This window comes from Acidovorax sp. JHL-9 (assembly GCF_000426205.1).
Classification (GTDB): domain Bacteria; phylum Pseudomonadota; class Gammaproteobacteria; order Burkholderiales; family Burkholderiaceae_C; genus Acidovorax; species Acidovorax soli.
Genome location: NZ_AUEX01000011.1, coordinates 22,103 through 46,379 on the forward strand (window position 1 = coordinate 22,103; position 24,277 = coordinate 46,379).

At 64.2% G+C, this 24,277-nt stretch carries 17 protein-coding genes; 5 read left to right on the forward strand and 12 right to left on the reverse strand.

Annotated elements, in window-relative coordinates:
- Positions 1-15 precede the first annotated feature (15 nt).
- Entirely contained in the window at positions 16-1,461 is a 1,446-nt protein-coding gene (gene sbcB, locus K225_RS0108915; RefSeq protein WP_026436073.1) for an exodeoxyribonuclease I, read from the reverse strand.
- Positions 1,462-1,674: 213 nt separating this feature from the next.
- Here sbcB and K225_RS0108920 point away from each other — a divergent pair, with 213 nt between their 5' ends.
- A complete protein-coding gene (locus K225_RS0108920) occupies positions 1,675-2,994 on the forward strand; it encodes a lytic murein transglycosylase (protein WP_051248830.1) in 1,320 nt (439 codons plus the stop codon).
- A 131-nt stretch (positions 2,995-3,125) separates the two neighbouring features.
- Here K225_RS0108920 and clpA read toward each other — a convergent pair whose 3' ends face one another.
- From clpA to dnaE, 3 genes are all read right to left on the reverse strand, one after another.
- Entirely contained in the window at positions 3,126-5,474 is a 2,349-nt protein-coding gene (gene clpA, locus K225_RS0108925; RefSeq protein ID WP_026436075.1) for an ATP-dependent Clp protease ATP-binding subunit ClpA, read from the reverse strand.
- A gap of 57 nt (positions 5,475-5,531) precedes the next feature.
- Positions 5,532-5,900 carry an ATP-dependent Clp protease adapter ClpS gene (clpS, locus tag K225_RS0108930; RefSeq protein WP_026436076.1) on the reverse strand — a complete coding sequence of 123 codons (369 nt, stop codon included), beginning with the start codon at positions 5,898-5,900 and terminating at the stop codon, positions 5,532-5,534.
- Positions 5,901-5,996: 96 nt separating this feature from the next.
- Positions 5,997-9,545 carry a DNA polymerase III subunit alpha gene (dnaE, locus tag K225_RS0108935; protein ID WP_026436077.1) on the reverse strand — a complete coding sequence of 1,183 codons (3,549 nt, stop codon included), beginning with the start codon at positions 9,543-9,545 and terminating at the stop codon, positions 5,997-5,999.
- A 198-nt stretch (positions 9,546-9,743) separates the two neighbouring features.
- Here dnaE and K225_RS0108940 point away from each other — a divergent pair, with 198 nt between their 5' ends.
- Complete coding sequence (locus tag K225_RS0108940; RefSeq protein WP_026436078.1) at positions 9,744-10,541, forward strand: outer membrane protein assembly factor BamD; 798 nt, start codon at positions 9,744-9,746, stop codon at positions 10,539-10,541.
- Here the strand turns inward: K225_RS0108940 and K225_RS0108945 are convergent.
- Together K225_RS0108945 and K225_RS0108950 are read right to left on the reverse strand one after the other, a co-directional pair.
- A complete protein-coding gene (locus tag K225_RS0108945; RefSeq protein WP_026436079.1) occupies positions 10,504-12,561 on the reverse strand; it encodes an ATP-dependent DNA helicase in 2,058 nt (685 codons plus the stop codon). The genes K225_RS0108940 and K225_RS0108945 overlap by 38 nt on opposite strands.
- The gene (locus K225_RS0108950; protein ID WP_026436080.1) at positions 12,561-12,764 is read right to left on the reverse strand and encodes a YdcH family protein; all 204 of its coding nucleotides are present in this window, start codon (positions 12,762-12,764) and stop codon (positions 12,561-12,563) included. The genes K225_RS0108945 and K225_RS0108950 overlap by 1 nt, the downstream gene beginning before the upstream one ends.
- Positions 12,765-12,884: 120 nt before the next feature.
- On the opposite strand from K225_RS0108950, the gene K225_RS0108955 reads away from it, so the two are divergent.
- Positions 12,885-13,691 carry a PP2C family serine/threonine-protein phosphatase gene (locus tag K225_RS0108955; RefSeq protein WP_026436081.1) on the forward strand — a complete coding sequence of 269 codons (807 nt, stop codon included), beginning with the start codon at positions 12,885-12,887 and terminating at the stop codon, positions 13,689-13,691.
- A gap of 55 nt (positions 13,692-13,746) precedes the next feature.
- On the opposite strand, the gene K225_RS0108960 is transcribed toward K225_RS0108955, so the two are convergent.
- The 5 genes from K225_RS0108960 to K225_RS0108980 form a co-directional block, all read right to left on the reverse strand.
- On the reverse strand, positions 13,747-14,379 hold the full coding sequence (locus K225_RS0108960; RefSeq protein WP_081679635.1) for a hypothetical protein: 633 nt from the start codon (positions 14,377-14,379) through the stop codon (positions 13,747-13,749).
- Between the two features lie 53 nt (positions 14,380-14,432).
- Positions 14,433-15,530 (reverse strand): cell division protein ZapE, encoded by a 1,098-nt coding sequence (gene zapE, locus K225_RS0108965; RefSeq protein WP_026436083.1) that lies wholly within the window; start codon positions 15,528-15,530, stop codon positions 14,433-14,435.
- An 89-nt stretch (positions 15,531-15,619) separates the two neighbouring features.
- Positions 15,620-17,050, reverse strand: a complete 1,431-nt coding sequence (lpdA, locus tag K225_RS0108970; RefSeq protein WP_026436084.1) for a dihydrolipoyl dehydrogenase — start codon at positions 17,048-17,050, stop codon at positions 15,620-15,622.
- Between the two features lie 90 nt (positions 17,051-17,140).
- Positions 17,141-18,403 carry a 2-oxoglutarate dehydrogenase complex dihydrolipoyllysine-residue succinyltransferase gene (odhB, locus tag K225_RS0108975; RefSeq protein WP_026436085.1) on the reverse strand — a complete coding sequence of 421 codons (1,263 nt, stop codon included), beginning with the start codon at positions 18,401-18,403 and terminating at the stop codon, positions 17,141-17,143.
- A 47-nt stretch (positions 18,404-18,450) separates the two neighbouring features.
- Positions 18,451-21,327, reverse strand: coding sequence for a 2-oxoglutarate dehydrogenase E1 component (locus K225_RS0108980; protein WP_026436086.1), 2,877 nt, complete (start codon positions 21,325-21,327; stop codon positions 18,451-18,453).
- A gap of 250 nt (positions 21,328-21,577) precedes the next feature.
- Between K225_RS0108980 and K225_RS0108985 the strand changes: the two genes are divergently transcribed.
- Positions 21,578-22,651 (forward strand): AI-2E family transporter, encoded by a 1,074-nt coding sequence (locus K225_RS0108985; protein WP_026436087.1) that lies wholly within the window; start codon positions 21,578-21,580, stop codon positions 22,649-22,651.
- Positions 22,652-22,720: 69 nt separating this feature from the next.
- On the opposite strand, the gene K225_RS0108990 is transcribed toward K225_RS0108985, so the two are convergent.
- Positions 22,721-23,743: a sulfate ABC transporter substrate-binding protein gene (locus K225_RS0108990; RefSeq protein WP_026436088.1), complete on the reverse strand. Its 1,023-nt coding sequence runs from the start codon at positions 23,741-23,743 to the stop codon at positions 22,721-22,723.
- Between the two features lie 155 nt (positions 23,744-23,898).
- Between K225_RS0108990 and K225_RS0108995 the strand changes: the two genes are divergently transcribed.
- Complete coding sequence (locus K225_RS0108995) at positions 23,899-24,171, forward strand: oxidative damage protection protein (RefSeq protein WP_005799545.1); 273 nt, start codon at positions 23,899-23,901, stop codon at positions 24,169-24,171.
- Positions 24,172-24,277 lie beyond the last annotated feature (106 nt).

Sequence of the window (24,277 nt, forward strand, 5' to 3'; positions counted from 1 at the left end):
AGCGCCTCAGGGGGGCTAGCGTTCAGGTGCGATGTGCTCGGCGTAATCGTACAAGGCGCCCAGGATCTCCTGGGTGCGGTCGTCGTCGGCGGTCTCCGAGATCTGGTCGATTGCGGTGAACAGCTGCTCCACGGTGCGCGCCCCGCCCGCCCCGTCAAACAGGCAGGCGGCGCGGTGCGCCTCCCAGCGCTCAGCCTCTTCGGGCGACAGGGTGCCGGGGAAGTTGCGGGCCCGGTAGCGCCACACCAGCTCGGCCAGACGCGGATCGTCAAAGCCCGTGCGCGCGGCGGCCAGTTTCGCGCCACTCAGGGTGCGCAGATCGTTCAGGTGGCGGCGGTCGCTGTTGCCGACGAATCCGCCATACAGGTCCTGGTCCACATCGGGAGCGGGCTCGGCCGGGCGGGCAAACACGACCGGCCAGATGCCGCTCATGTCGGGCAGGGCCCGCGCCATGTCTGCGTGCTGCGCTGCCTGGACCAGGTCCATGCCCCAGCGCTGCGCCAGCGCGGGCGTGAGCGTGTTCACATTGCCCACCACCATGGGCGACTTGTTCAGGTGGATGGTCTTGATTGGCAGGCGCATGGTGCCCTCCGGCAGGTCGGCCGCGCGGGAGAACATGCGCAGCCGGATCTCGTCGGCGCCCAGCGTGGCCAGCTCGCGCGGGTCATGGGCCAGGTCCCAGGCAATCAGCTCGTTCTTGTTGGTGGGATGGCTGGCCAGCGGCCACATCACCGCCAGGCAACCGCGCTCGGCCGGAAACATGCCCGAGACATGCAGAAACGGCCGCGCCGTGAGTGCCGTGGCGGGCAGGCGCAATTCGGCGGCCACGCGGTCTTTTTTGTGCAGCGACAGGGCAAAGTCAAACAGCCTGGGGTTGTGCTGGCGAATGAGCCGCGCCAGCGCGATGGTGGCGCGCACGTCGGACAGCGCGTCGTGCGCGGCCTCGTGCAGCAGGCCGTTGGCCTTGGAAAGATGCTCCAGCTTGAAGCTGGGCGTGCCGTCTTCCTTGCGGGGCCACTCCATGCCGTCGGGGCGCAGCGCATACGTCATGCGCACCACATCGAGCAGGTCCCAGCGGCCGCACTGGTTCTGCCACTCGCGCGCATAGGGGTCGATGAGGTTGCGCCAGAACATGAAGCGCGTGATCTCGTCGTCGAAGCGGATGGTGTTGTAGCCCACGCCAATGGTGCCCGGCTGCGCGAATTCGGCCTCGATGCGGTTGGCGAACTCATGCTCGGGCACGCCTTTTTCGAGGCACAGCTGGGGCGTGATGCCGGTGATGAGGCAGGCCTCTGGATCGGGCAGGTAGTCGTTGGCCGGCTGGCAATAGAGCATCAGCGGCGCGCCGATCTCGTTGAGCGCCGCGTCCGTGCGGATGGCCGCAAACTGCGCCGGCCGGTCGCGCCGGGTGTTCGCACCGAAGGTTTCGTAGTCGTGCCAGAGGAAAGTGTGAGAGGCCATGGTCGGTGGACAAACAAAGGCTGGAAAAGAGCGCCCATGGGCATCACAAGCGCCAAACTCCAACTGTACCTGAATTTCATGCTTTTTGGCCTCAATCGCTTGCAAATAAAGCACCTACAGCTATCAAAATAGTAGTAAACACGCCAACCAGCCCATTCGCGGCGTGCCACGCGTGCGGCAAGACACGGGCGCTGCAGCACGAGACAATGGCGCATGCATCGCATCCTCGCACTTTCCTCCTTCTCGCCGCATTGCCAGGCCCTCGCGCCCAGGTTGCGGCCGGCCGCACTGGTTGCGGCCCTGGCCCTCGCAGGTTGCACCTCCGCGCCAACGCCCCCCAGCCAGCCCCTCACGGCAAGCACCACGTTGCCAGCGGCCGCCAGCGCGGGCACCCCCGCCGATGCAGAGCACGCCGCAGGCTTTGCCGCCTGGCGCGCCGCGTTTTCTGCGCAGGCCCTTGCGGCCGGCATCCGGCCCGGCACCGTGCGCGACGTGCTTGGCAACGCCCAATGGCAACCCCGCGTGGTGGAGCTGGACCGTACCCAGCCCGAATTCGCCCGCACGCCCTGGGCCTACCTCGACAGCGCGGTCTCGGTGCAGCGCATCACGCAGGGCAAGGCCCAGCTGGCCGAGCACCACACAGCGCTGGAGGCCGCCGCCGCCCGCTACGGCGTGCCCGCCACGGTGATCACCGCCATCTGGGGCATGGAGAGCAACTACGGCAGCAACTTTGGCAGCTTCCACACCGTGGATGCGCTGGCCACGCTGGCCTACGACGGCCGGCGCCGCGCCTGGGCACAGGCCGAACTGCTGGCGGCACTGCGCATCATGGACCAGGGCGACATCACCGCCGAGCGCATGGTGGGCTCCTGGGCTGGCGCCATGGGCCACACCCAGTTCCTGCCCTCGGTGTTCCTGGCCTACGCCGTGGATGCCGATGGCGACGGGCACCGTGACATCTGGGGCAGCATCCCCGATGTGGCGGCCTCCACGGCCCATTTTCTGTCCCGCTCCGGCTGGCAAACCCATGAGCTTTGGGGTGCCGAGGTGCGGCTCCCACCCACGTTCGACCATGCCCGGGCAGACCTGTCTGTGCAGCAAACGACCGCGCAATGGGAAGCCGAGGGCATACGTGCACTCGACGGCCAGAGGCTGCCGGCCCTGAGCGCGGCCTCCATCGTGGCTCCGGCGGGTGCCCGCGGCCCGGCGTTTCTGGTGGGGGCCAATTTCCGGAGCATCCTGCGGTACAACAACTCGATCCACTACGCGCTCGCGGTGGCGCAGCTGTCGCAACAGATCGGCGGCGGCGCAGCGGTCGCGGGCGCCTGGCCGCGCGATCTGGAGCCCCTGTCGCGCGCGCAGATGCAGGCACTGCAGGAGGCACTGAACCTCAGGGGGTTTGCTGCCGGCACCCCGGACGGCGTGATGGGCCCCGCCACCCGCGCAGGGCTGCGGGCCTTCCAGCGCAGCATCGGCACGGCACAGGATGGCTACCCCACCCTGGAGCTGCTGCAACGCCTGCAAACCCCTTGAATGGCGGTGGTGCCACAGCGCACTCCAAGCGCCCACGCTTGACGCCATGTAAGAAAGCCCACGGCATACACCGTGGGCTTTCTTTTGGCGGGCCACAGCGAACGCGCCGGCGGCGCAGCCACTGCACCGCGTCAATCCGCCGTGGCTTCTTCCGGCTCAGCGGGTTCCGACTTGGCCGAGCGATCCTTCTTGGGGAGCGGCTGGATGTCCAGCAGCACTTCGGACGTTTCCACGCCCTTGTCATCGGTCTTGAGCTCGATGTCCACCGTGAGGCGCCCACCCTCCGTCAGACGGCCAAACAGCAGTTCGTCGGCCAGCGCACGGCGGATGGTGTCCTGGATCAGGCGCTGCATGGGGCGCGCGCCCATCAGCGGGTCAAACCCCTTCTTGGCCAGGTGCTTGCGCAGGGCGTCGGTGAAGGTGACCTCCACCTTCTTCTCGGCCAGTTGGGTTTCCAGCTGCAGCAGGAACTTGTCCACCACGCGCAGGATGATCTGCTCGTCAAGTGCCTTGAAGTTGACGATGGCGTCCAGCCGGTTGCGGAACTCGGGCGTGAACAGGCGCTTGATGTCGCCCATCTCGTCGCCCGCCTGGCGCGGGTTGGTGAAGCCGATGGTCGCCTTGTTCATGGTCTCGGCGCCAGCGTTCGTGGTCATGATGATGAGCACGTTGCGGAAGTCGGCCTTGCGGCCGTTGTTGTCCGTCAGCGTGCCGTGGTCCATGACCTGCAGCAGCACGTTGAAGATGTCCGGGTGCGCCTTCTCGATTTCGTCGAGCAGCAGCACCGCGTGCGGCTTCTTGGTGATGGCTTCGGTCAGCAGGCCACCCTGGTCAAAGCCCACGTAGCCCGGAGGCGCACCGATCAGGCGGCTCACGGCGTGGCGCTCCATGTACTCCGACATGTCGAAGCGGATCAGCTCGATGCCCATGATGAAGGCCAGCTGCTTAGCCGCCTCGGTCTTGCCGACGCCGGTGGGACCGCTGAACAGGAAGGAGCCGATCGGCTTGTCGCCCTTGCCCAGGCCCGAGCGCGCCATCTTGACCGCCGAGGCCAGCACCTCCAGCGCCTTGTCCTGGCCGAACACCACGCTCTTGAGGTCGCGCTCCAGCGTCTGGAGCTTGCCCCGGTCGTCGTTGGACACATTGGCGGGTGGAATGCGCGCAATCTTGGCCACGATCTCTTCGATCTCGGCCTTGCCGATGGTCTTCTTGCGCTTGCTGGGCACCAGGATGCGCTGGGCAGCACCCGCCTCGTCGATCACGTCGATGGCCTTGTCGGGCAGGTGGCGGTCGTTGATGTACTTGGCGCTCAGCTCGGCCGCAGCCTGCAGGGCAGCCGCTGCGTATTTCACGCTGTGGTGCTCTTCGAAGCGCGACTTGAGGCCCTTGAGGATGTCGACGGTCTCGGCCACGGTGGGCTCGACCACGTCCACCTTCTGGAAGCGGCGCGACAGCGCGGCGTCCTTCTCGAAGATGCCACGGTACTCGGTGAAGGTGGTCGCGCCGATGCACTTGAGCTGGCCGCTGGACAGCGCCGGCTTGAGCAGGTTGCTGGCGTCCAGCGTGCCACCCGAGGCGGCCCCCGCACCGATCAGCGTGTGGATCTCGTCAATGAACAGAATCGCGTTGGGCTTGTCCTTGAGCGACTTGAGCACGCCCTTGAGGCGCTGCTCGAAATCACCGCGGTACTTGGTACCCGCCAGCAGCGCGCCCATGTCCAGCGAGTACACCGTGGCCTCGGCCAGGATCTCGGGCACATCGTTCTGCGTGATGCGCCAGGCCAGGCCCTCGGCAATCGCGGTCTTGCCCACGCCCGCCTCGCCCACCAGCAGCGGGTTGTTCTTGCGGCGGCGGCACAGGATCTGGATCGTGCGCTCCACCTCGTAGTGGCGGCCGATCAGCGGGTCGATCTTGCCGTCCTTGGCGAGCTGGTTCAGGTTCTGGGTGAACTGCTCCAGCGGCGAGGCTTTCTCGTTGCGCTCGGAGCTACCACCCTCTTCACCCTCGGCCTGGTTCTCGGCCTTGGCGGGCTCTGGCGGCTCGCCCTTCTTGATGCCGTGGGCGATGAAGTTGACCACATCGAGGCGCGTCACGCCCTGCTGGTGCAGGTAATACACAGCATGCGAATCCTTCTCGCCGAAGATGGCCACGAGCACGTTGGCGCCCGTCACCTCTTTCTTGCCGTTGCCCGTGGATTGCACGTGCATGATGGCACGCTGGATCACCCGCTGGAAGCCCAGCGTGGGTTGGGTGTCCACCTCATCAGACCCTGCGACCTGCGGCGTGTTGTCCTTGATGAAATTCGACAGCGATGAACGCAGATCATCGATATTGGCCGAACATGCGCGCAGCACCTCCGCTGCGCTGGGATTATCGAGCAGTGCAAGCAACAGATGCTCCACGGTGATGAACTCGTGGCGCTGCTGGCGGGCCTCAACAAAGGCCATGTGCAAGCTGACTTCCAGTTCCTGGGCAATCATGTGAACTCCTTTGTGCTTGCGTGGAAGGGATAACTTTAGATCGGGACGAGAAACCCGTTATTCAACAGGCTCACTCACACATTGCAGGGGGTGGCCAGCCTTCAGCGCTGCCTCCAGCACCTGGTCCACCTTGGTGGCGGCCACATCGCGGGAATACACGCCGCACACGCCTTTGCCGTCGAGGTGGATCTTCAGCATGATCTGGGTGGCCTGTTCGCGGTCTTTGCTGAAAAACTCCTGCAGCACCACGATCACGAACTCCATGGGCGTGTAGTCGTCATTGAGCATGACCACCTGGTACATATGGGGCGGCTGGGTCTTTTGCGCGCGTCTTTCGAGCACGACCGAACCGCCATCATCCTGTGCTGGCCGGGTGGGGGGCAGCGCGGTGGGGGGAGAAGGTGGTTTTGTTGCCATGAAATTCATTCTAGCGATGCATCCGTTGCACTGCAGCCCGTGTCATCTGAGGACGATTGCGGTTTTTACAACCGCCGGCAAAATGCGCGCCGCCCCATCCACGGGTCACTCATAGATCACCGTGGCCGAGCCGGTTCCCACCCCGGCGCTCCAGGCCGCCAGCGCGGCATCGGTCGGATAAAAGCGGCTGGCGTCACCCAATTGGAGTTCGGCCACCGCGGCCCCCTGCTCTGCCACGCAGCGCACCCCCATGCGCACGCGCAGCCCGTGCAGCAGATCGCCCTGCTCCGACTCCTCCCGGCGTGGAGGGAACTCCCGCACCAGACCTGGCACGTCAGGGGATTTGTCCCCCACCACGACATGCAGGTATTTGCCGAACCGGGCGCGCGCTCCGGCCATGTCCCACACCTGCTGCACCTTCACCCGCAGCCCGCCGCTGAAGTGGTCGAGCTGCAGGCGCCCCATCATCACCACGAACTCATCTTCCTTGAGCTGGTTACGGTAGGTGTTGAGCAAGGCCTCGTCGGCAGAGGCCTCCAGCACGCCGGATTTGTCATCGAGGCGAAACAGGCCCAGCTTGCCCCGCTGGCCGTTGATCACCCGAAAGTCGCTGACGATGCCGGCCAAGATCTGGGGCTCGCGGCTGTCCAGCAATTCATCGATCTGCGTGCGCACGAAACGGCGTACCTCCTGCGCCACCTCGTCAAACAGGTGGCCCGACAGGTAGAAGCCGACGGCCGTCTTCTCCTGGGTGAGCCGCTCCTTGATGCCCCAGGGCACCGCGTCGACCAGATCGGGCTCCTGGGTGCTCGATCCATGGGCGTCTTCGCCCATCATGTCAAAGAGCCCGCCCTGGTTCACGTTGGCCAGCGTGGCCGCGGCAAAGTCAAACGCCCGGTCGATCGAAGCGACCAGCGCGGCACGATTGAGATGGAGCGCATCAAACGCCCCCGCCTTGATGAGCGCCTCGACCGTGCGCTTGTTCAGGCGTGTCCGATCTACCCGCACGCAAAAATCGAACAGACTCTTGAAGGGGCCAGTAGTGGAGCCCTGCGGCCCCTCGCCCCGTCCCTCACGGGCGGCGACGATGGCCTCGATGGCCTGCTGCCCCGTTCCCTTGACGGCACCCAGGCCATAACGGATCACCTTGTCGGTCACCGGCTCGAACCGGTACACGCCCCGGTTCACGTCTGGGGGCTCGAAGGTCATCCCGAAGTTCTTGACCGCATCCTCGAACAGCACCTTGAGCTTGTCGGTGTCGTCCATTTCCACGGTCATGTTGGCGCAGAAAAACTCGGCCGTGTAGTGCACCTTGAGCCAGCCCGTGTGGTAGGCCAGCAGCGAGTAGGCGGCTGCGTGCGACTTGTTGAAACCGTAGCCCGCGAACTTCTCCATCAGGTCGAACACCTCGTCGGCCTTCTCCTGGCTGATGCCCTTTTCGGCAGCGCCCTTGCGGAAGATGGCGCGGTGTTCGGCCATCTCCTCGGCCTTCTTCTTGCCCATGGCACGGCGCAGCATGTCGGCGCCGCCCAGGCTGTAGCCGCCCAGCACCTGGGCGGTCTGCATCACCTGCTCCTGGTACACCATGATCCCGTAAGTCTCAGCCAGCACGGGCTCCACCAGCGGGTGCGGGTACTCCACCACCTCCTTGCCGTGCTTGCGGTTCACGAAGCTGGGTATCAGGTCCATGGGACCCGGGCGGTACAGGGCATTCAGGGCAATCAAATCCTCCAGACGGCTGGGTCGCGCCTCTTTGAGCATGCCCTGCATACCGCGGCTTTCAAACTGGAAAACGGCCTCGGTCTTGCCATCGGAGAACAGCCGGTAGGTAGGGCCATCGTCCAGCGGAATGGTTTCGAACGCGAAGTTCTCCTGGCCCTTGTGGCGCTTGATGATGAACTCGCGCGCGATCTCCAGGATGGTGAGCGTGGCCAGGCCCAGAAAGTCGAACTTCACGAGGCCGATGGCCTCCACATCGTCCTTGTCGTACTGGCTCACGGCCGATTCGCTGCCAGGCTGCTGGTACAGCGGGCAAAAATCAGTGAGCTTGCCCGGGGCGATCAGCACGCCCCCGGCATGCATGCCGATATTGCGCGTCATGCCTTCGAGTTTCTGCGCCATCTCGATGATGGTCTTGACGTCGTCCTCCTTGCGCACCCGCTCGTAGAGCAGGGGTTCCAGCTCCAGCGCGTAGTTGTTCTTGTCCCCCTCCTTCTTGGTCTCGGGCGGGTATTGCAGGGTGTAGGACTGCCCCGGTTTGTTGGGCACCAGCTTGGAGATGCCGTCACAAAAGGTGTAGCTCATGTCCATCACCCGGCCCACGTCGCGGATGGCGGCCTTGGCCGCCATGGTGCCGAAAGTGGCAATCTGGCTGACGGCATCCTTGCCGTATTTGTCCTTTACATAGTCGATCACGCGGTCGCGGTTCGCCTGGCAAAAGTCAATGTCGAAGTCGGGCATGGACACCCGCTCCGGGTTCAGGAAACGCTCGAACAGCAGGTTGTATTCCAGCGGGTCCAGATCGGTGATCTTGAGTGCATAGGCCACCAGCGACCCCGCGCCGGAACCCCGGCCCGGCCCGACGGGACAGCCGTGCGTCTTGGCCCATTGGATGAAGTCCCCCACAATCAGGAAGTAGCCGGGAAACCCCATCTTGAGGATGGTATTGAGCTCGAACTCCAGCCGCTCCACATAGCGCGGGCGCTGCGCATTGCGCTTGGTTTCTTCGGGAAACAGAAGCGTCAGGCGCTCCTCCAGCCCCTCAAAGGACACATGGCGAAAGTAGTCCTCCACCGACAGCACCTGCCCATTCACGGGGGGAATGGGGAAATTGGGCAGCTGCGGCTTGCCCAGCACCAGGGTGATGTTGCAACGGCGCGCAATCTCCACCGAATTGGCCAGCGCGGCGGGCAGGTCCTCGAACAGCGCCTGCATCTGCGCCGACGACTTGAAATACTGCTCGCGCGTGAACTTGCGCACCCGACGCTGGTTGCCCAGGATCTCGCCCTCGGCAATGCACACCCGCGCCTCGTGGGCCTCGTAATCGTCCGCTGAGCCAAACTGCACGGGATGCGTGGCCACCACCGGCAGATGCAGCCGTGCCGCCAGCTGCACAGCCGCCACCACATGGGCCTCGTCGTCGGCGCGGCCTGCCCGTTGCAACTCCACGTAGAAACGGTGGGGAAAGATGCCAGCCAGCCGCAACGCCAGACGCGCCGCCCCGGCGTCATCGCCTTTCATGAGGGCCTGCCCCACCGCTCCTGCCTGGGCGCCCGAGATCGCAATCAGCCCTTCGCCCAGCTCCTCCAACCACGCCCAGGTGCAGACGGCATGGGTTTTGGACACACTGCGGGTCCAGGCGCGTGCCAGCAGCTCGGACAGATTCAGATAGCCCTGGCGCCCCTGCACCAGCACCAGCATGCGCGACGGCGCTGCACCCGCCTCGCCTTCCAGAAAGATTTCCGCCCCCAGAATCGGCTTGACGCCTTTGCCTCGCATCGCCTTGTAGAACTTGATGGCGCCAAAAAGGTTGTTGAGGTCGGTGATGGCCAATGCAGGCTGGCCATCCTTGGCTGCTGCCTTGGCCAGGTCATCGATGCGATTGGTGCCGTCAACGACGGAAAATTCGGTGTGCAGGCGCAGGTGTACAAACATGGGCTCCATTGTAGGAAGCCCACCTGGCCCGGCTCGTGCAATAGCCGTTTCAGGCAAACGGGACCAGGCAGGCACCGTCGGTACAATGCCGGTGTCGGTTGAGATTGCGCCGCGGGCCAAGCCGTACCATGCCGGTGCGACAGCCGGTGCAGCGCCTCACGGGACACACGTTCACTTTTTGTCTGAAAGCTGCCTGCAATGCTGCGTGCCCCCCTGCCTTTTATCACTGCCCTGCTGACCGCCGGCTTGCTCGCGGGCTGTTCAAGCACGCCGGAAGACAAGACAGCGGGCTGGAGCCCCAACCGCATTTACTCGGAAGCCAAGGACGAGTTGAGCGGCGGCGCTTTCGACAAGGCCGTGCCCTTGCTGGAAAAACTGGAGGGCCGTGCGGCAGGCACGCCCCTTGCCCAGCAGGCCCAGCTTGACAAAGCCTATGCGCAGTACAAGGGTGGTGAAAAGGCACAGGCCATCGCCACGCTGGACCGCTTCATGAAGTTGCACCCCGCAAGTCCTGCGCTCGATTACGCGATGTACCTCAAAGGCCTGGTCAACTTCAACGACAACCTGGGTCTTTTTTCATGGATCTCCCAGCAGGATCTCTCCGAACGCGACCAGAAAGCCGCCAAGGATTCCTTCGAGTCGTTCAGCGAACTGGTGACACGGTTCCCTGATTCGCGCTACGCCAAAGACGCTCGCCAGCGCATGACCTACATCGTCAATTCGCTGGCCCAGTATGAAGTCCACGTTGCCCGCTACTACTTCCAGCGCGGCGCCTATGTGGCGGCCATCGGCCGCGCCCAGGCTGCACTGGCCGACTACCAGGGTGTCCCTGCGCTTGAAGAAGCCCTGTACATCCTGATCCAGTCCTACGATGCCCTGGGAATGACCCAGCTGCGTGATGATGCCCGCCGGGTCATGCAAGCCTCCTACCCCCAGGGCGCCTACGCCACGGGTACCGTCAAGGCCAAGTCCAATCCGTGGTGGAAGTTCTGGTAAGCGCATCCAGCGCGGCCTCCAATCCCTCTGGATTTTCCAGAACGCGCATGGGCGGCAGCGCGCGCATCAGCCGCTTGCCATAGCCCATGGTGGCCAACCGCGTGTCGCACACGACCAGCACACCGCGGTCTGATTCCCTCCGGATCAACCGCCCTGCGCCTTGCTTGAGCGCAACAGCCGCCTCGGGCACGGCAAGCATCTGAAACGAGCGACCGCCAGCGGCTTTGATGCGCTGGCTGCGTGCCTCTATCAGCGGGTCGCCAGGGGGTGGAAAAGGCAGCTTGTCGATGACCACCAGCTGCAAGGCATCGCCAGGCACATCAAAGCCTTCCCAGAAAGATGCCGAAGCCACCAGCACGCAACCCCGTCCGCCGCCAGAGGCTCCCTCGCGAAAACGCTGCATGAGTTGGCGCTTGGGCCGGTCGCCCTGCACCAGCACCTCCGGCCCTTCCTGGTTGCTGAAACGGGCCTGCAACGCATCACCAATGGCGCGCAGGGCCTTGAGCGTCGTGGTCAGAACCAGCGTGCGCCCGCCAAGGCGACTGGCAGCCGCTCCAGCCAGCCCGGCCACTGCCAGGCTATGGCCGGGATCAGACGGTTCTGGCAAATGCCGGGGCACATACAGCGCCGCCTGGGATGCATAGTCGAACGGGCTGTCAACACGCAGTATTTCAGCGTTCTGCAGGCCACAGCGCTCGGTGAACCATGTCAGCCCGGCATCGTCCCCCAGGGTGGCGGACGTGAAAATCCAGGCCCGGCCCGCATGCTGCGCGGGGGCCGGCCATCCGTCGCCGTCATCTTTTTCGGCGCCGGATTCAGCGGGAGCAGCAAGCACGCGGGTCTGCATGGTCTGCGCAATATCCAGCGGCGACTCCACCAGCCGCAGCTGGCCGCCCACGTCCAGCCAGCGCACGGCGTCCGGACTGCAGGGCGCTGCAAACCGCCCCAGGCGCGCCAAAAGTTCCGAGCCGCGCTCATACAGCCGGACGAGATCAGGGGACAACTCGCTCAACGGGTCCAGCGCTTCCATCGCTTGCGCGCACGCCGCTGCCATGCCCCGAAGGGCCTCTTGCCAGCCTGCAGGCATGACGGTTTCGGGCACTTCGCCAGTCCAGCGCAGCTTGGCGCCGGGCACCCTCGGTCCCACGGCAATGCGCAGATCGCCACACGCCCGCTCCAGGTGTCCCGCCAGGGTGCTCCAGTCCGCAAGGCCGCGGGCGTGCTGCAAACCTGTCGCCAGCAGATCACGGGAATAATCCAGCCATTGCCCTGTGGACAGGTGCGTGCCGAGAAACTGCACACCGATTTCATTGATCTGGTGTGCCTCGTCCAACACCACGACCCGCACAGTCGGCAGCAGCTCGGCCATGCCCGACTCCCGCACGGCCACGTCGGCAAAGAACAGATGGTGGTTGATCACCACCACATCGGCGGCCAGCGCTTCACGCCGGGCGATGTGCACATGGCACTGGCGAAAGCGAGGGCACGCCACGCCCAGACAGTTTTCACGGGTGGAGGTGATCAGCGCGATGACGGGCGATCGCTCGTCGAGACCTGGCAATTCCGCCAGATCACCCGAGCGCGTGCTGTGCGACCAGATCTCCACCTTCGCCAGCACCCGCTGCACGTTGCGATCGTGCAGCGCGGTGTCCTGCCGCGCCTTTTCCATGCGGTGCAGACACAGGTAACTGCCCCGCCCCTTCAGCAGCGCCGTGCGTACCGGCACGCCCAATGCAGAGACCAGCTGAGGCAGGTCCCGGGCAAAAAGCTGGTCCTGCAAGGCCTTGGTGGCCGTGGAAAGCAACACCCGCTCGCCACTGAGCAGTGCCGGAACCAGATAGGCAAAGGTCTTGCCAACGCCGGTGCCGGCTTCTACCACCAGGGCGCCACCGAGCTCGATGGTCCGGGCCACCGCATCCGCCATCCGGATCTGCCCCTCGCGCGCGCGGTAGTGGCCCTCCGTTCGCGACAGCACCCCTTCGGGTTGGAATGCCGCATGCACTGCGTCCGCAAGACCCATCACGCAGGTTCTTGGGGCTGGAGCGCACGCTCCAGGCGGTCGATTGCATCGCGCAATGCGAGGCGGCGCTTTTTCAGGCGCCTGAGCGAAAACTCGTCAGGCACCGCCTCCAGCGCGCCGTGGTCGATGCGGGCGTCCAGATCGGCATGGGCGATGCGCAGATCTATCAACTGGCGGGGCAAGGAGTGGTGGTTCGATTTCAAGGCGGTGGCGGCGCCATGCGCCCATGGGCATGGCAAAAATGCCACACGCGAGCGGATAATACGCGCTCCGACACGCCTCTCCGATGGGTATTTGCGCCGCCGCCCCCCACAATCACCAGCATGACCAAAGCGTTCCGCCTCATCGCATCGACCGGCATCCACAAGGGTGACCGCGAATACCAGCAAGACCAGGTGGCCCTGATCTCGCATGACCGCTACAACGGATGCGTGCTCGGTGTGGTTGCCGATGGCATGGGCGGGCGCAGTGGCGGGCGCAAGGCCTCCGACCAGGTGATGATGACGGCACGCCAGCTGTTCGAACGCTACTCGCCGGAAACCGACGACCCTGCGGCCATGCTCAAGAACATGGTGGAAGAGGCCCACATCGTCATCCGCCTCACGGCCATTTCATCCGAGCAGGAACCGCACAGCACGATCGCGGCTTTCCTGATCAACCCCCGCGGGGACTGCCACTGGGTCCATGCAGGCGATTCGCGCATCTACCACTTTGAAGGAGCCAGGCTGACCTTCCGCACGAGTGACCACTCGTATGTTCAGGCCCTGGTCGATCGCGGCGAGCTGACCGAAGCCGAGGCCAACATCCATCCGCACTCCAACATTCTGGTGGGCTGCCTGGGCACCGAAAGCGACCCGCCCATCACCACCCACACCATTCAGCAATTGCGCCCGGGCGATGTCCTGCTCGCCTGCAGCGATGGCGTGTGGCACTACTTCTCCCCCACCGAACTGGCCTCGGTGGTGGATTCGCTGTCACCGCGCGAAGCCACCGAATTCCTGATCGACAAGGCGCGCTCCCGCGCACGCGGCGGCGGCGACAACCTGTCGCTGGTCATTGTGAAGATCGAGACCCTGGTTGAAGAAAGGAAGATCGCGCGACTGGTCCCACTGTCCACCGGAAACGCCTGAAGCGCACAACGCCCGAGCACGCGCCTGGCGCGTGCAAACCATCAGCGCTCGATATTCAGGGCTGCGTGGACGGAAGCCCTGGAGAAGCAGGCAAGGGGGCAGCCGGCTTGCGCCCTGCGGCAGCCGCTTCGGCTTGCATTTTCTGCATTCGCTCGCGCCGCTCCTGTGCCGATTTCACATTTTCAGCGTGGCGCGCGCGCGCGGCGGCCGCGCGTTCAGCGCTTTGCGTGGCGCGCTGCTCCTTGCTGGCAGCATGGGACTCCTGGCGGCTGCGCTGCTGCTGCGCCCTTTGTTGCGCCTCGCGTTGGTGCTGCGTGCGCAAATCTTCCACACCGGTGGCAGGACGCCCCGCCCCACGGGCCGCCCCCTGGGGTTGCGAGCGGTCCGGCGCCACGCGCTGCTTCTCTTCAATCGAACGCAGCCGCTCTGCGGCCTTTTCCTTGCGCTCCGCGTCATTGAGCTGCAACTCACGCGCGCGCAATTGAAGCTCGGCATTGCGCGCCTGGGCCCGCACGTCGCGCAGGCAGTCCTCCACCGCAAACCGGCGATAGCACGCGGCTTCGTCACGCTTTCGGGTCGCCACGATGGCCTGGCGCTCCTGGAGGATTCGGTCGCGCTCGGCCTGCCGCTGCGCCTGCTCGGCACTGTGGCGGCCTTGCGGCGGTGCAGATGCCAACGGTTGCGCCATGGCAGGCCCAACCATCGCACAAACAACACCCCAGATTGCCCAAGCGTTTTTCATTACGTCAGTCCCGTGTCAACAGTGCGGCGCTCCAGCGCCAGAAACTCCTTGGACTGCATCTCGTGGAGCCGAGACACCGTGCGCGGAAACTCGTGTGCCAGCGGTCCATCGGTGTAGAGCTGCTCTGGCGGCACGGCCGCCGACAAAATGAGTTTGACCCGCCGGTCATACAACACGTCCACCAGCCAGGTAAAGCGCCGCGCAGGCGACGCCATGTTGACCGGCATGTAGGGCACATCCGACAGCAACACCGTGTGGAATTGCGTGGCGATCTCCAGGTAATCATTCTGCGAGCGGGGTCCACCGCACAGCGTCCTGAAGTCAAACCACACCACGCCCCCCGCCTTGCGCCGCGCCCGGATCTCGCGGGCCTCAATGTGCAGCACCGGGTCTTCGTCATGCACTTCGGCCAACTGATCGAAGGCAGCGTTCATCTCGGCATCTGCCTGCGGGCCCAGGGGCGTGTGGTAGAGCTTCACCTGCTCCAGCGTGCGGCGCCGGTAGTCGGTGCCGTTGTCCACGTTCACCACCTCCAGCTTTTCGTTCAGCAGTGCAATGGCCGGCAGGATGCGGTCGCGGTGCAAGCCATCGGGATAGAGCTCATCGGGCCTGAAGTTGGAGGTGGTGACGAAACCTACCCCGTTGTCAAACAGCGCCACCAGCAAGCGGTGCAGGATCATCGCATCGGTGATGTCGGCAACGTGAAACTCGTCAAAGCAGATCAGCTTGTAGCGCTTGGCAATGCGCCGGCCCAGCACATCCAGCGGGTTCTGCGTGCCCTGCAGGGCCGCCAGCTCGCGGTGCACCTCGCGCATGAACTCGTGAAAATGCAGGCGCACCTTGCGTTTGATCGGCACGGCATTGAAGAAGCAATCCATGAGAAAGCTCTTGCCTCGCCCCACGCCACCATACATGTAAACGCCACGCGGAACATCGGGGTGGTTGACGATTTTCTTGAGGGCGTTGGAGCGGCGCGACTTGTAGGCAGCCCAGTCGCGGGCGCAGCGCTGCAAGGCGTCCACCGCGCGCAATTGCGCCGGGTCGCTCTGAAAGCCTTTCGCGTCAAGTTCTGCGAGATAGGTCTGTTTGACAGTCACGTTGAAGCGGCCCGGAACTATGCAGCTATAAAATAAATAGCTGCCAGCGCTTTATTCATAAGCGCCAGCAGCCAATTTGACGCAAAGAATCAGAAATTCAGCGTGCGTTTGTCCACCGCCAGGGCCGCTTCCTTGGTGGCTTCGCTCAGGGATGGGTGCGCATGGCAGATGCGGGCAATGTCTTCCGCGCTGGCCTTGAACTCCATGGCCACCACGGCCTCGGAAATCAGCTCGCTGACCTGTGGGCCGACCATGTGCACACCCAGGATTTCGTCCGTGGTGGCATCGGCCAGGAACTTGACCATGCCTGTCGTGTCGCCCAGCGCGCGCGCGCGGCCGTTGGCCAGGAAGGGGAAGGTGCCTGCCTTGTACTTCACGCCATCGGCCTTGAGCTGCTGCTCGGTGCGGCCCACCCAGGCGATCTCGGGGCTGGTGTAGATCACCCAGGGGATGGTGTTGAAATTGACATGGCCGTGCTGGCCTGCCATGCGCTCGGCCACGGCCACGCCTTCTTCCTCGGCCTTGTGCGCCAGCATGGGGCCCCGCACCACATCGCCCACGGCCCACACGCCCGGCAGGTTGGTCTTGCAGTCGCCGTCCACAGCGATGGCGCCGCGCTCGTCGAGCTGCAGGCCCACGGCTTCGGCATTCAGGCCAATGGTGTTGGGCACGCGGCCAATCGAGATGATGAGCTTGTCCGCATCGAGGGTCTGGGCTTCACCTTTGCTGTTGGTGTAGGCGATGCTGACGCCCTTCTTGCTGTTCTTGATCTCGCCGACTTTCACGCCGAGCTCGATCTTCAGGCCCTGCTTGTCAAAAGCCTTCTTGGCTTCCTTGGCGATCTGTTCGTCCACGGCACCCAGGAAAGTGGGCAGGCCTTCCAGCACCGTCACTTCGGCGCCCAGGCGGCGCCAGACCGAGCCCATCTCCAGGCCGATCACACCCGAACCGATCAGGGCCAGCTTCTTGGGCACTGCGCCAATGCGCAGCGCACCGTCGTTGGACAGGATGTTCACTTCATCAAATTCCGCGCCGGGCAAGGCACGCGCGTTGGAGCCGGTGGCGACGATGATCTGCTTGCCCACCAGGGTGTCTTCGGCAGCACCGGCCACCTTGATCTCGTAGCCGCCGCCTTCGGCAGCCTTCACGAACGAACCACGGCCATGGAAGAAGCTGACCTTGTTCTTCTTGAACAGGTACAGGATGCCGTCGTTGTTCTGCTTGACCACGCTGTCCTTGCGGGCCACCATCTTGGCCACATCCATCTTCACGCCGGTGGCGGTGATGCCGTGGTCGGCAAAGTGCTTGTTGGCGTGCTCGAAATGCTCGGAGGATTGCAGCAGCGCCTTTGATGGGATGCAGCCCACGTTGGTGCAGGTGCCGCCAGGGGCCGGGCCGCCCTTGTCGTTCTTCCATTCGTCGATGCAAGCCACGTTCATGCCCAGCTGCGCTGCACGGATGGCAGCGATGTAGCCACCGGGGCCGCCACCGATCACGACGACGTCAAATTGTTTGCTCATGAAAAATCTCACTCAGTCAGTTGGTGAAAGACCCACCGGCGGGCCGGACCGCAAAACGGTCCGCGCGGGTGGGTCGATGCATTGCAGGGATCAGATGTCGAACAGCAGGCGCGACGGGTCTTCCAGCGCGTCCTTCATGGCCACCAGGCCCAGCACGGCTTCGCGGCCGTCGATGATGCGGTGGTCATACGACATCGCCAGGTAGTTCATCGGGCGCACCACGACCTGGCCGTTTTCGACCATGGCGCGGTCCTTGGTGGCGTGCACACCCAGGATCGCCGACTGCGGCGGGTTGATGATGGGGGTGGACATCATCGAGCCGAAGGTGCCGCCATTCGAGATGGAGAACGTGCCGCCGGTCATTTCCTCAATGCCCAGCTTGCCTTCGCCCGCCTTTTTGCCGAATTCAGCGATCTTCTTCTCAATGTCGGCAAAGCTCATCTGGTCGGCGTTGCGCAGGATGGGCACCACCAGGCCACGGGGCGAACCCACGGCGATACCGATGTCGAAATAGCCGTGGTAGACGATGTCATTGCCATCCACCGACGCGTTCAGCACCGGGTACTTCTTGAGCGCGTGCACGGCGGCCTTCACGAAGAACGACATGAAGCCCAGCTTGGTGCCGTGTTCCTTGGTGAACTGGTCCTGGAACTTCTTGCGCAGCTCCATCACGGGTGCCATGTTGACTTCGTTGAACGTGGTCAGGATGGCGTTGGTGGACTGCGACTGCAGCAGACGCTCGGCCACGCGGGCGCGCAGGCGGCTCATGGGCACGCGCTGCTCGGGGCGGTCGCCCAGGTTCAGAGCGGACGAAGGTGCCGCCACCTGCGCCAGCGCCTTGGTGGGCACGCCCGTGGGGATCACGGCGGCCGTCGACTTCACGCCACCGGCCACGGCGGCCAGCACGTCGCCCTTGGTCACGCGGCCATCCTTGCCCGTGCCCGCCACAGCCGACACCGACAGGTTGTTGTCGGCCAGCAGCTTGGCGGCGGCAGGCATGGCCACGTCGGCCTTCGAACCACCGGTCGCCGCAGCGGCCACGGCCACTGCGGCGGCAGGCGCCGCTGCCGCCGCAGGCGCTGCAGCCGCAGGAGCGGCTGCACCGGCCTTGCCTTCGGTGTCGATCCTGGCGATCAGCTGGTCAGCCACCACGGTGGCGCCGTCACCCTGGACAATTTCTGCCAGCACGCCGGCAGCCGGTGCGGGTACTTCCAGCACGACCTTGTCGGTTTCGATCTCGATCAGGATCTCGTCCACGGCCACGGCCTCGCCGGCCTTCTTTTTCCAGGTCAGCATGGTGGCCTCGGCCACGGATTCGGACAGTTGCGGTACTTTGACTTCTACGATAGCCATGTCAGTTCTTTCGGAATGGGTTTTGTTCTGGAGAGGGGTTGCCGGCCTTACTTGGTCAGGACAAAACCCTTGAGCTTGGCAAACGCGCCTTCGACCAGCGCCTTTTGCTGTTCCTGGTGCAGGTGCGAATAACCCACGGCCGGCGAAGCGGACGCTGCGCGGCCCGAGTAGCCCAGCTTCTGGCCATCGAGCATGTTCTCGTGGATGTTGTGCTGGATGAAGAACCAGGCACCCTGGTTCTGCGGCTCGTCCTGGCACCAGACGATGTCGGTGGCGTTGGGGTACTTCTTGAGCGCAGCAGCAAAGGCCTTGTGCGGGAACGGGTACAGCTGCTCGACACGGATGATCGCCACGTCGGTCACTTCGTTTTCGGTGCGCTTCTTCACCAGGTCGTAATACACCTTGCCAGAGCAGGCAATCACGCGCTTGACCTTGTCGGCCTTCTTGTCGATGGCCTCGTTCTGCTCGGGGATCACCGTCTGGAAGCTACCCTTGGTGAACTCGGACAGCGGCGAGGTCGCATCCTTGTTGCGCAGCAGCGACTTGGGCGTCATGATGACCAGCGGCTTGCGCAGGTCACGCACCATCTGGCGGCGCAGCACATGGAAGATCTGGCTGGCCGTGGTGGGCTGGACGATCTGCATGTTGGCGTCGGCGGCCAGCTGCATGAAGCGCTCCAGTCGTGCCGAGCTGTGCTCGGGCCCCTGGCCTTCATAGCCATGCGGCAGCATCAGCGTCAGGCCGTTGGCGCGGCCCCACTTGACCTCGCCGGAGGCGATGAACTGGTCGATCACCACCTGCGCGCCATTGGCGAAATCGCCGAACTGCGCTTCCCAGATGACGAGCGTGTTAGGGTCGGAACCGGCGTAGCCATACTCGAAGCCCAGCACGGCTTCTTCGGACAGGATGGAGTCGATCACGACGAACGGTGCCTGGTTCTCGGCCACGTTCTGCAGGGGCACATAGGTGCCGGTGTCCCACTTTTCGCGGTTCTGGTCGTGGATCACGGCGTGGCGGTGCGTGAAGGTGCCACGGCCCGAGTCCTCGCCCGACAGGCGCACCGGGTAGCCGCTGGCCACCAGCGAGGCAAAAGCCATGCTCTCACCCATGCCCCAGTCCACGTTGACCTCGCCACGGCCCATGGCGGCGCGGTCGTCGTACACCTTCTTGACCAGCTGGTGCGGCGCCACGCTGTCCGGAATGGTGGTGAGCTTTTCGGCCAGCCGCTTCCATTCGGTCAGCGGAATGGCGGTGTCGCCGGCGTCGGTCCACTTCTTGCCCAGGAAGGGCGACCAGTCCACCGCGTACTTGCTCTTGAAGTTGGTCAGCACCGGATCGATGGTGTGCTTGCCGGCATCCATGGCGGCGCGGTAGGCCTTGACCATGTCGTCGCCCAGCGTGGCGCCCATGCCCTGCGCGGCCAGCTTGTCGGCGTACAGCTTGCGCGTGCCGGGGTGCTGGGCAATTTTCTTGTACATCAGCGGCTGGGTCAGTGCAGGGGTGTCCTGCTCGTTGTGGCCCAGCTTGCGGAAGCAGGTGATGTCGACCACCACGTCCTGGCGGAACTCCATGCGGAACTCCAGCGCCAGCTGGGTGGCCAGCACCACGGCTTCGGGGTCGTCACCGTTCACGTGCAGCACGGGGGCCTCGACCATCTTGACGATGTCGGTGCAGTACACGGTCGAGCGCATGTCGCGCGGGTCGGACGTGGTGAAACCGATCTGGTTGTTGATGATGATGTGCACCGTGCCGCCGGTGGTGTAGCCACGGGTCTGGGCCAGCGCCAGGGTTTCCTGGTTCACGCCCTGGCCGCCAAAGGCCGAGTCGCCGTGCACCAGCACGGGCAACACCTGGCTGCCCCTGGGGTCGTCGCGGCGGTCCATGCGGGCGCGCACCGAGCCTTCGACCACGGGGTTGACGATTTCCAGGTGCGAGGGGTTGAAGGCCAGCGACAGGTGCACCGGGCCGCCGGCAGTGGCGACGTCGGAGCTGAAGCCCTGGTGGTATTTCACGTCCCCGGCCGGCAGGTCTTCGGGCGCAGTGTGGTCGAACTCGGCGAACAGATCCTTGGGCATCTTGCCCAGCGAGTTCACCAGCACGTTCAGGCGGCCGCGGTGGGCCATGCCGATCACGATTTCCTGCACGCCCTTGGCGCCGGCCGACTGGATCAGCTCGTCCATGGCGGCGATGAAGCTCTCGCCGCCTTCGAGCGAGAAGCGCTTCTGGCCCACGTACTTGGTGTGCAGGAAGCGTTCCAGCCCTTCGGCAGCCGTCAGGCGGTCGAGAATGTGGCGTTTGCGGTCGGCGTTGAACTGGGGCTTGCTGCGAATGCCTTCCAGCTTTTGCTGCCACCAGCGCTTTTGCGCCTGGTTGGTGGTATACATGTACTCGGCGCCGATGGTGCCGCAGTAGGTTTCATGCAGCGCATTGAGCAGCTCGCGCAGCGGCATCTTGTCCTTGCCGAAGAAGGTGTTGCTGGTGTCGAACACCGTTTCCTGGTCGGCATCGCTGAAGCCGTAGAACGACGGCTCCAGTTCGGGAATGGCGGGACGCTCGGTCCGCTTCAGGGGGTCCAGATCGGCCCAGCGCTGGCCCACGTTGCGGTAGGCGGCGATCAGCTGCTGCACGGCCGTGCGCTTGCGGCCCATTTCGGCGTCGGCACTGGCCACCACCACCTTGGTGCCGCCCTGCTTTGCGCGTTCGGCAAAAGCGTTGATCACGGGCAGGTGGGGAACGTCGCGGGCGTTGGAGCCATCGACGGCCGGCACATGCTGCAGCGCATCAAAATACTCGCGCCACGTGTCGGGCACGCTGCCAGGGTTGGCAAGGTAGTTTTCGTACATCTCTTCGACATAGGGCGCATTGCCGCCGAAGAGGTAGGTATTGCCTTGGTAGGCTTGATAGACGGATGTCGTATCGCTCATATTCCGCTGACCTCCGCTTCCCTTGGGGAAGCATTAGCTGGTTGAGAAACCTTCCGCGACACGGCTGGACCGATTGGCGGATGCGACTGTGGCTGGGGAAGGGCCTTTGGTACGGGGCGTATTGTGCCACCGAACCGCCAACCGGTCCCTGCCAAGGAATCCGGGATTACCTCGCCCCCGGGGCCAGCGTGCCAGGGGGGCGTCATTCACTCGCGTACATTGCGGGCATTCCATCTGCCAGCCGACGCCCATGCCATCCTCCCCCTTCGAGAACCGCGTGTTCCTGATTCTCCTGACCCTGGTCACGCTCGCCTTCGGCGCCATCCTGTGGCAGTTTCATGGTGCCGTGTTCTGGGGAGTGGTGCTGGCGATCCTGTTTGCCCCCCTGCACCGCAGGCTGTTGCGGCGCATGCCCAAGAGCCCCAATCTGGCAGCCCTTGCCACCTTATCGCTGTGCCTGGTGATCGTCATCTTGCCCATGACGCTGATCGCCTTGAACCTGGTCCAGGAGGCCACCGGCATCTACGACCGCCTCAAATCAGGCCAGCTGAACTTTGGCCAGTATCTGCAGCAGATCCTGGCCGCCCTGCCCGCCTGGGCCACCGGGCTGCTGGAGCGTTTCAACCTGACCACCCTGGCCGAACTGCAGGAAAAGCTGTCGTCGGTGGCGGTGCAGGCCAGCCAGTTCTTTGCAACCCAGGCGCTCAGCTTCGGTCAGAACACCCTGGAATTCGTGGTGGGCTTTGGCGTGATGCTGTACCTGCTGTTCTTTCTGCTGCGCGACGGCGCGGTGCTGGCGAAGCGCATCAGCCACGCCACGCCGCTCGGCCACGAACACAAGCACCAGTTGGCCGACAAGTTCACCACCGTCATCCGGGCCACCGTGAAGGGGAACATCGTGGTAGCCGCTTCGCAAGGAGCACTGGGTGGCCTGATTTTCTGGATCCTGGGCATCCAGGCCCCCGTGCTCTGGGGCGTGGCCATGGCATTCTTGTCGCTGCTGCCCGCCGTGGGCGCAGGGCTTGTATGGGGGCCTGTGGCCTTGTATTTCCTGGCCACCGGCGCCGTGGTGCAGGGCGTGGTGCTGGCCCTCTATGGCGTGGGGGTGATCGGCCTGGTGGACAACATCCTGCGCCCGATCCTGGTGGGCAAGGACACCAAGATGCCCGATTATGTGGTACTGATCTCCACGCTGGGCGGCATGGCCCTTTTCGGGCTGACCGGGTTTGTCATCGGCCCCGCGATTGCAGCACTGTTCATTGCCAGCTGGGATCTGTTCGCCCCCCAGCGTTCAACCGCCAGCCCGCCAGAGTCCAGGCGCTGAGCCAAGCCGGCAAAAGCTGCATATTGAATAGCTTCTTGTGCGTGCTGTAGTTGCATGCACATCCGCCCCTTATTTCCGCGCATAGATCTGGTCAAAGCTCGCGTTGTCGGCAAAGTGGTCCCTGGCCGCCTTGTCCCAACCGCCAAAGGCGGCATCGATGGTGAACAGGTTCAGCCTGGGGAACTGCCTGGCGTACTTGGCCTTGGCTTTGTCGGACACGGCCGGGCGGTAAAAATGCTTGCCCGCGATGTCCTGGCCCTCTTCGGTGTAGAGGAACTTGAGGTATTCCTCGGCCACGGCGCGCGTGCCCTTCTTGTTCACGTTCTTGTCCACCACCGTCACGGCGGGCTCGGCCAGAATGGAAATGGAGGGCGCGATCACGTCGAACTTGGCGCCAAATTCCTTTTCGAGCAGGTAGGCCTCGTTTTCCCAGGCGATCAGCACATCCCCCTGATTGCGCTGGGCAAAGGTGATGGTGGAGCCGCGCGCGCCGGTGTCCAGTATGGGCACGTTGCCGTAGAGCCTGGCCACGAAGTCCTTGGCCTTGGCGTCGCTGCCCAGCTTGCGCTTGGCGAATTCCCAGGCGGCCAGGTAGTTCCAGCGTGCGCCCCCCGAGGTCTTGGGGTTGGGCGTGATCACGCGGATGCCGGGCTTGACAAGGTCGTCCCAGTCCTTGATGCCCTTGGGGTTGCCCTGGCGCACCACCAGCACGATGGTGGAGGTGTAGGGCGAGCTGTTGTGCGGCAGGCGCTTTTGCCAGTCTTTCGGAATCCAGCCACCGTTGGCGTGCAGCGCGTCGGTATCACCGGCCAGGGCCAGGGTGGCCACGTCGGCCTCCAGCCCGTCGATGATCGAGCGCGCCTGCTTGCCCGAACCACCATGGCTTTGCTGGATGGTCACGTCCTGGCCGCTCCTGGCCTTCCAGTGCCTGGCGAAAGCCTGGTTGAACTCCGCATACAGTTCGCGGGTGGGGTCGTACGACACATTGAGCAGCGTCACAGACTGTGCAAACGACGGCAACGCCGCCAGGGCCAAACCGCCCACGAGGGCGGTAGCGAAGGGAAACTTGATAAAGTTGCGGCGAAAGTTCATGAAAGGCCTCTTTTGGGAATGGGTTGCGGCGCGAAACACCAATGCAACGCATTCTGGAAGGCCCTCTTCAAAACTGGAACAACCAAGATTTCAGTTTTTTATATCCAAAACATCTTAGCGAGCACTGTGTGCTCACCCCAACACAAGGAAACCCCATGGCACGCACCGTTCAATGCATCAAGCTCGGCAAGGAAGCCGAAGGCCTCGACTTCCCTCCCTACCCCGGCGAACTGGGCAAGCGCATCTGGGAAAACGTCAGCAAGCAGGCCTGGGCCGACTGGATCAAGCACCAGACCATGCTGGTCAACGAAAACCGCCTGAACCTGGCCGATGCCCGCGCCCGCCAGTACCTGGCCCGGCAAATGGAGAATCATTTCTTTGGCGGCGGCGCAGACGCCGCGGCGGGCTATGTCCCGCCCAGCGCGTAACGGCGTGCAGCGCTGCATCAGTGATTTCACTTTCAACAGTCATCGGGTGACGGTCGCGGTCAGGCCTTGGCCTGCGCACCACCTGGCTCCTGCGTCTTTTTCCATA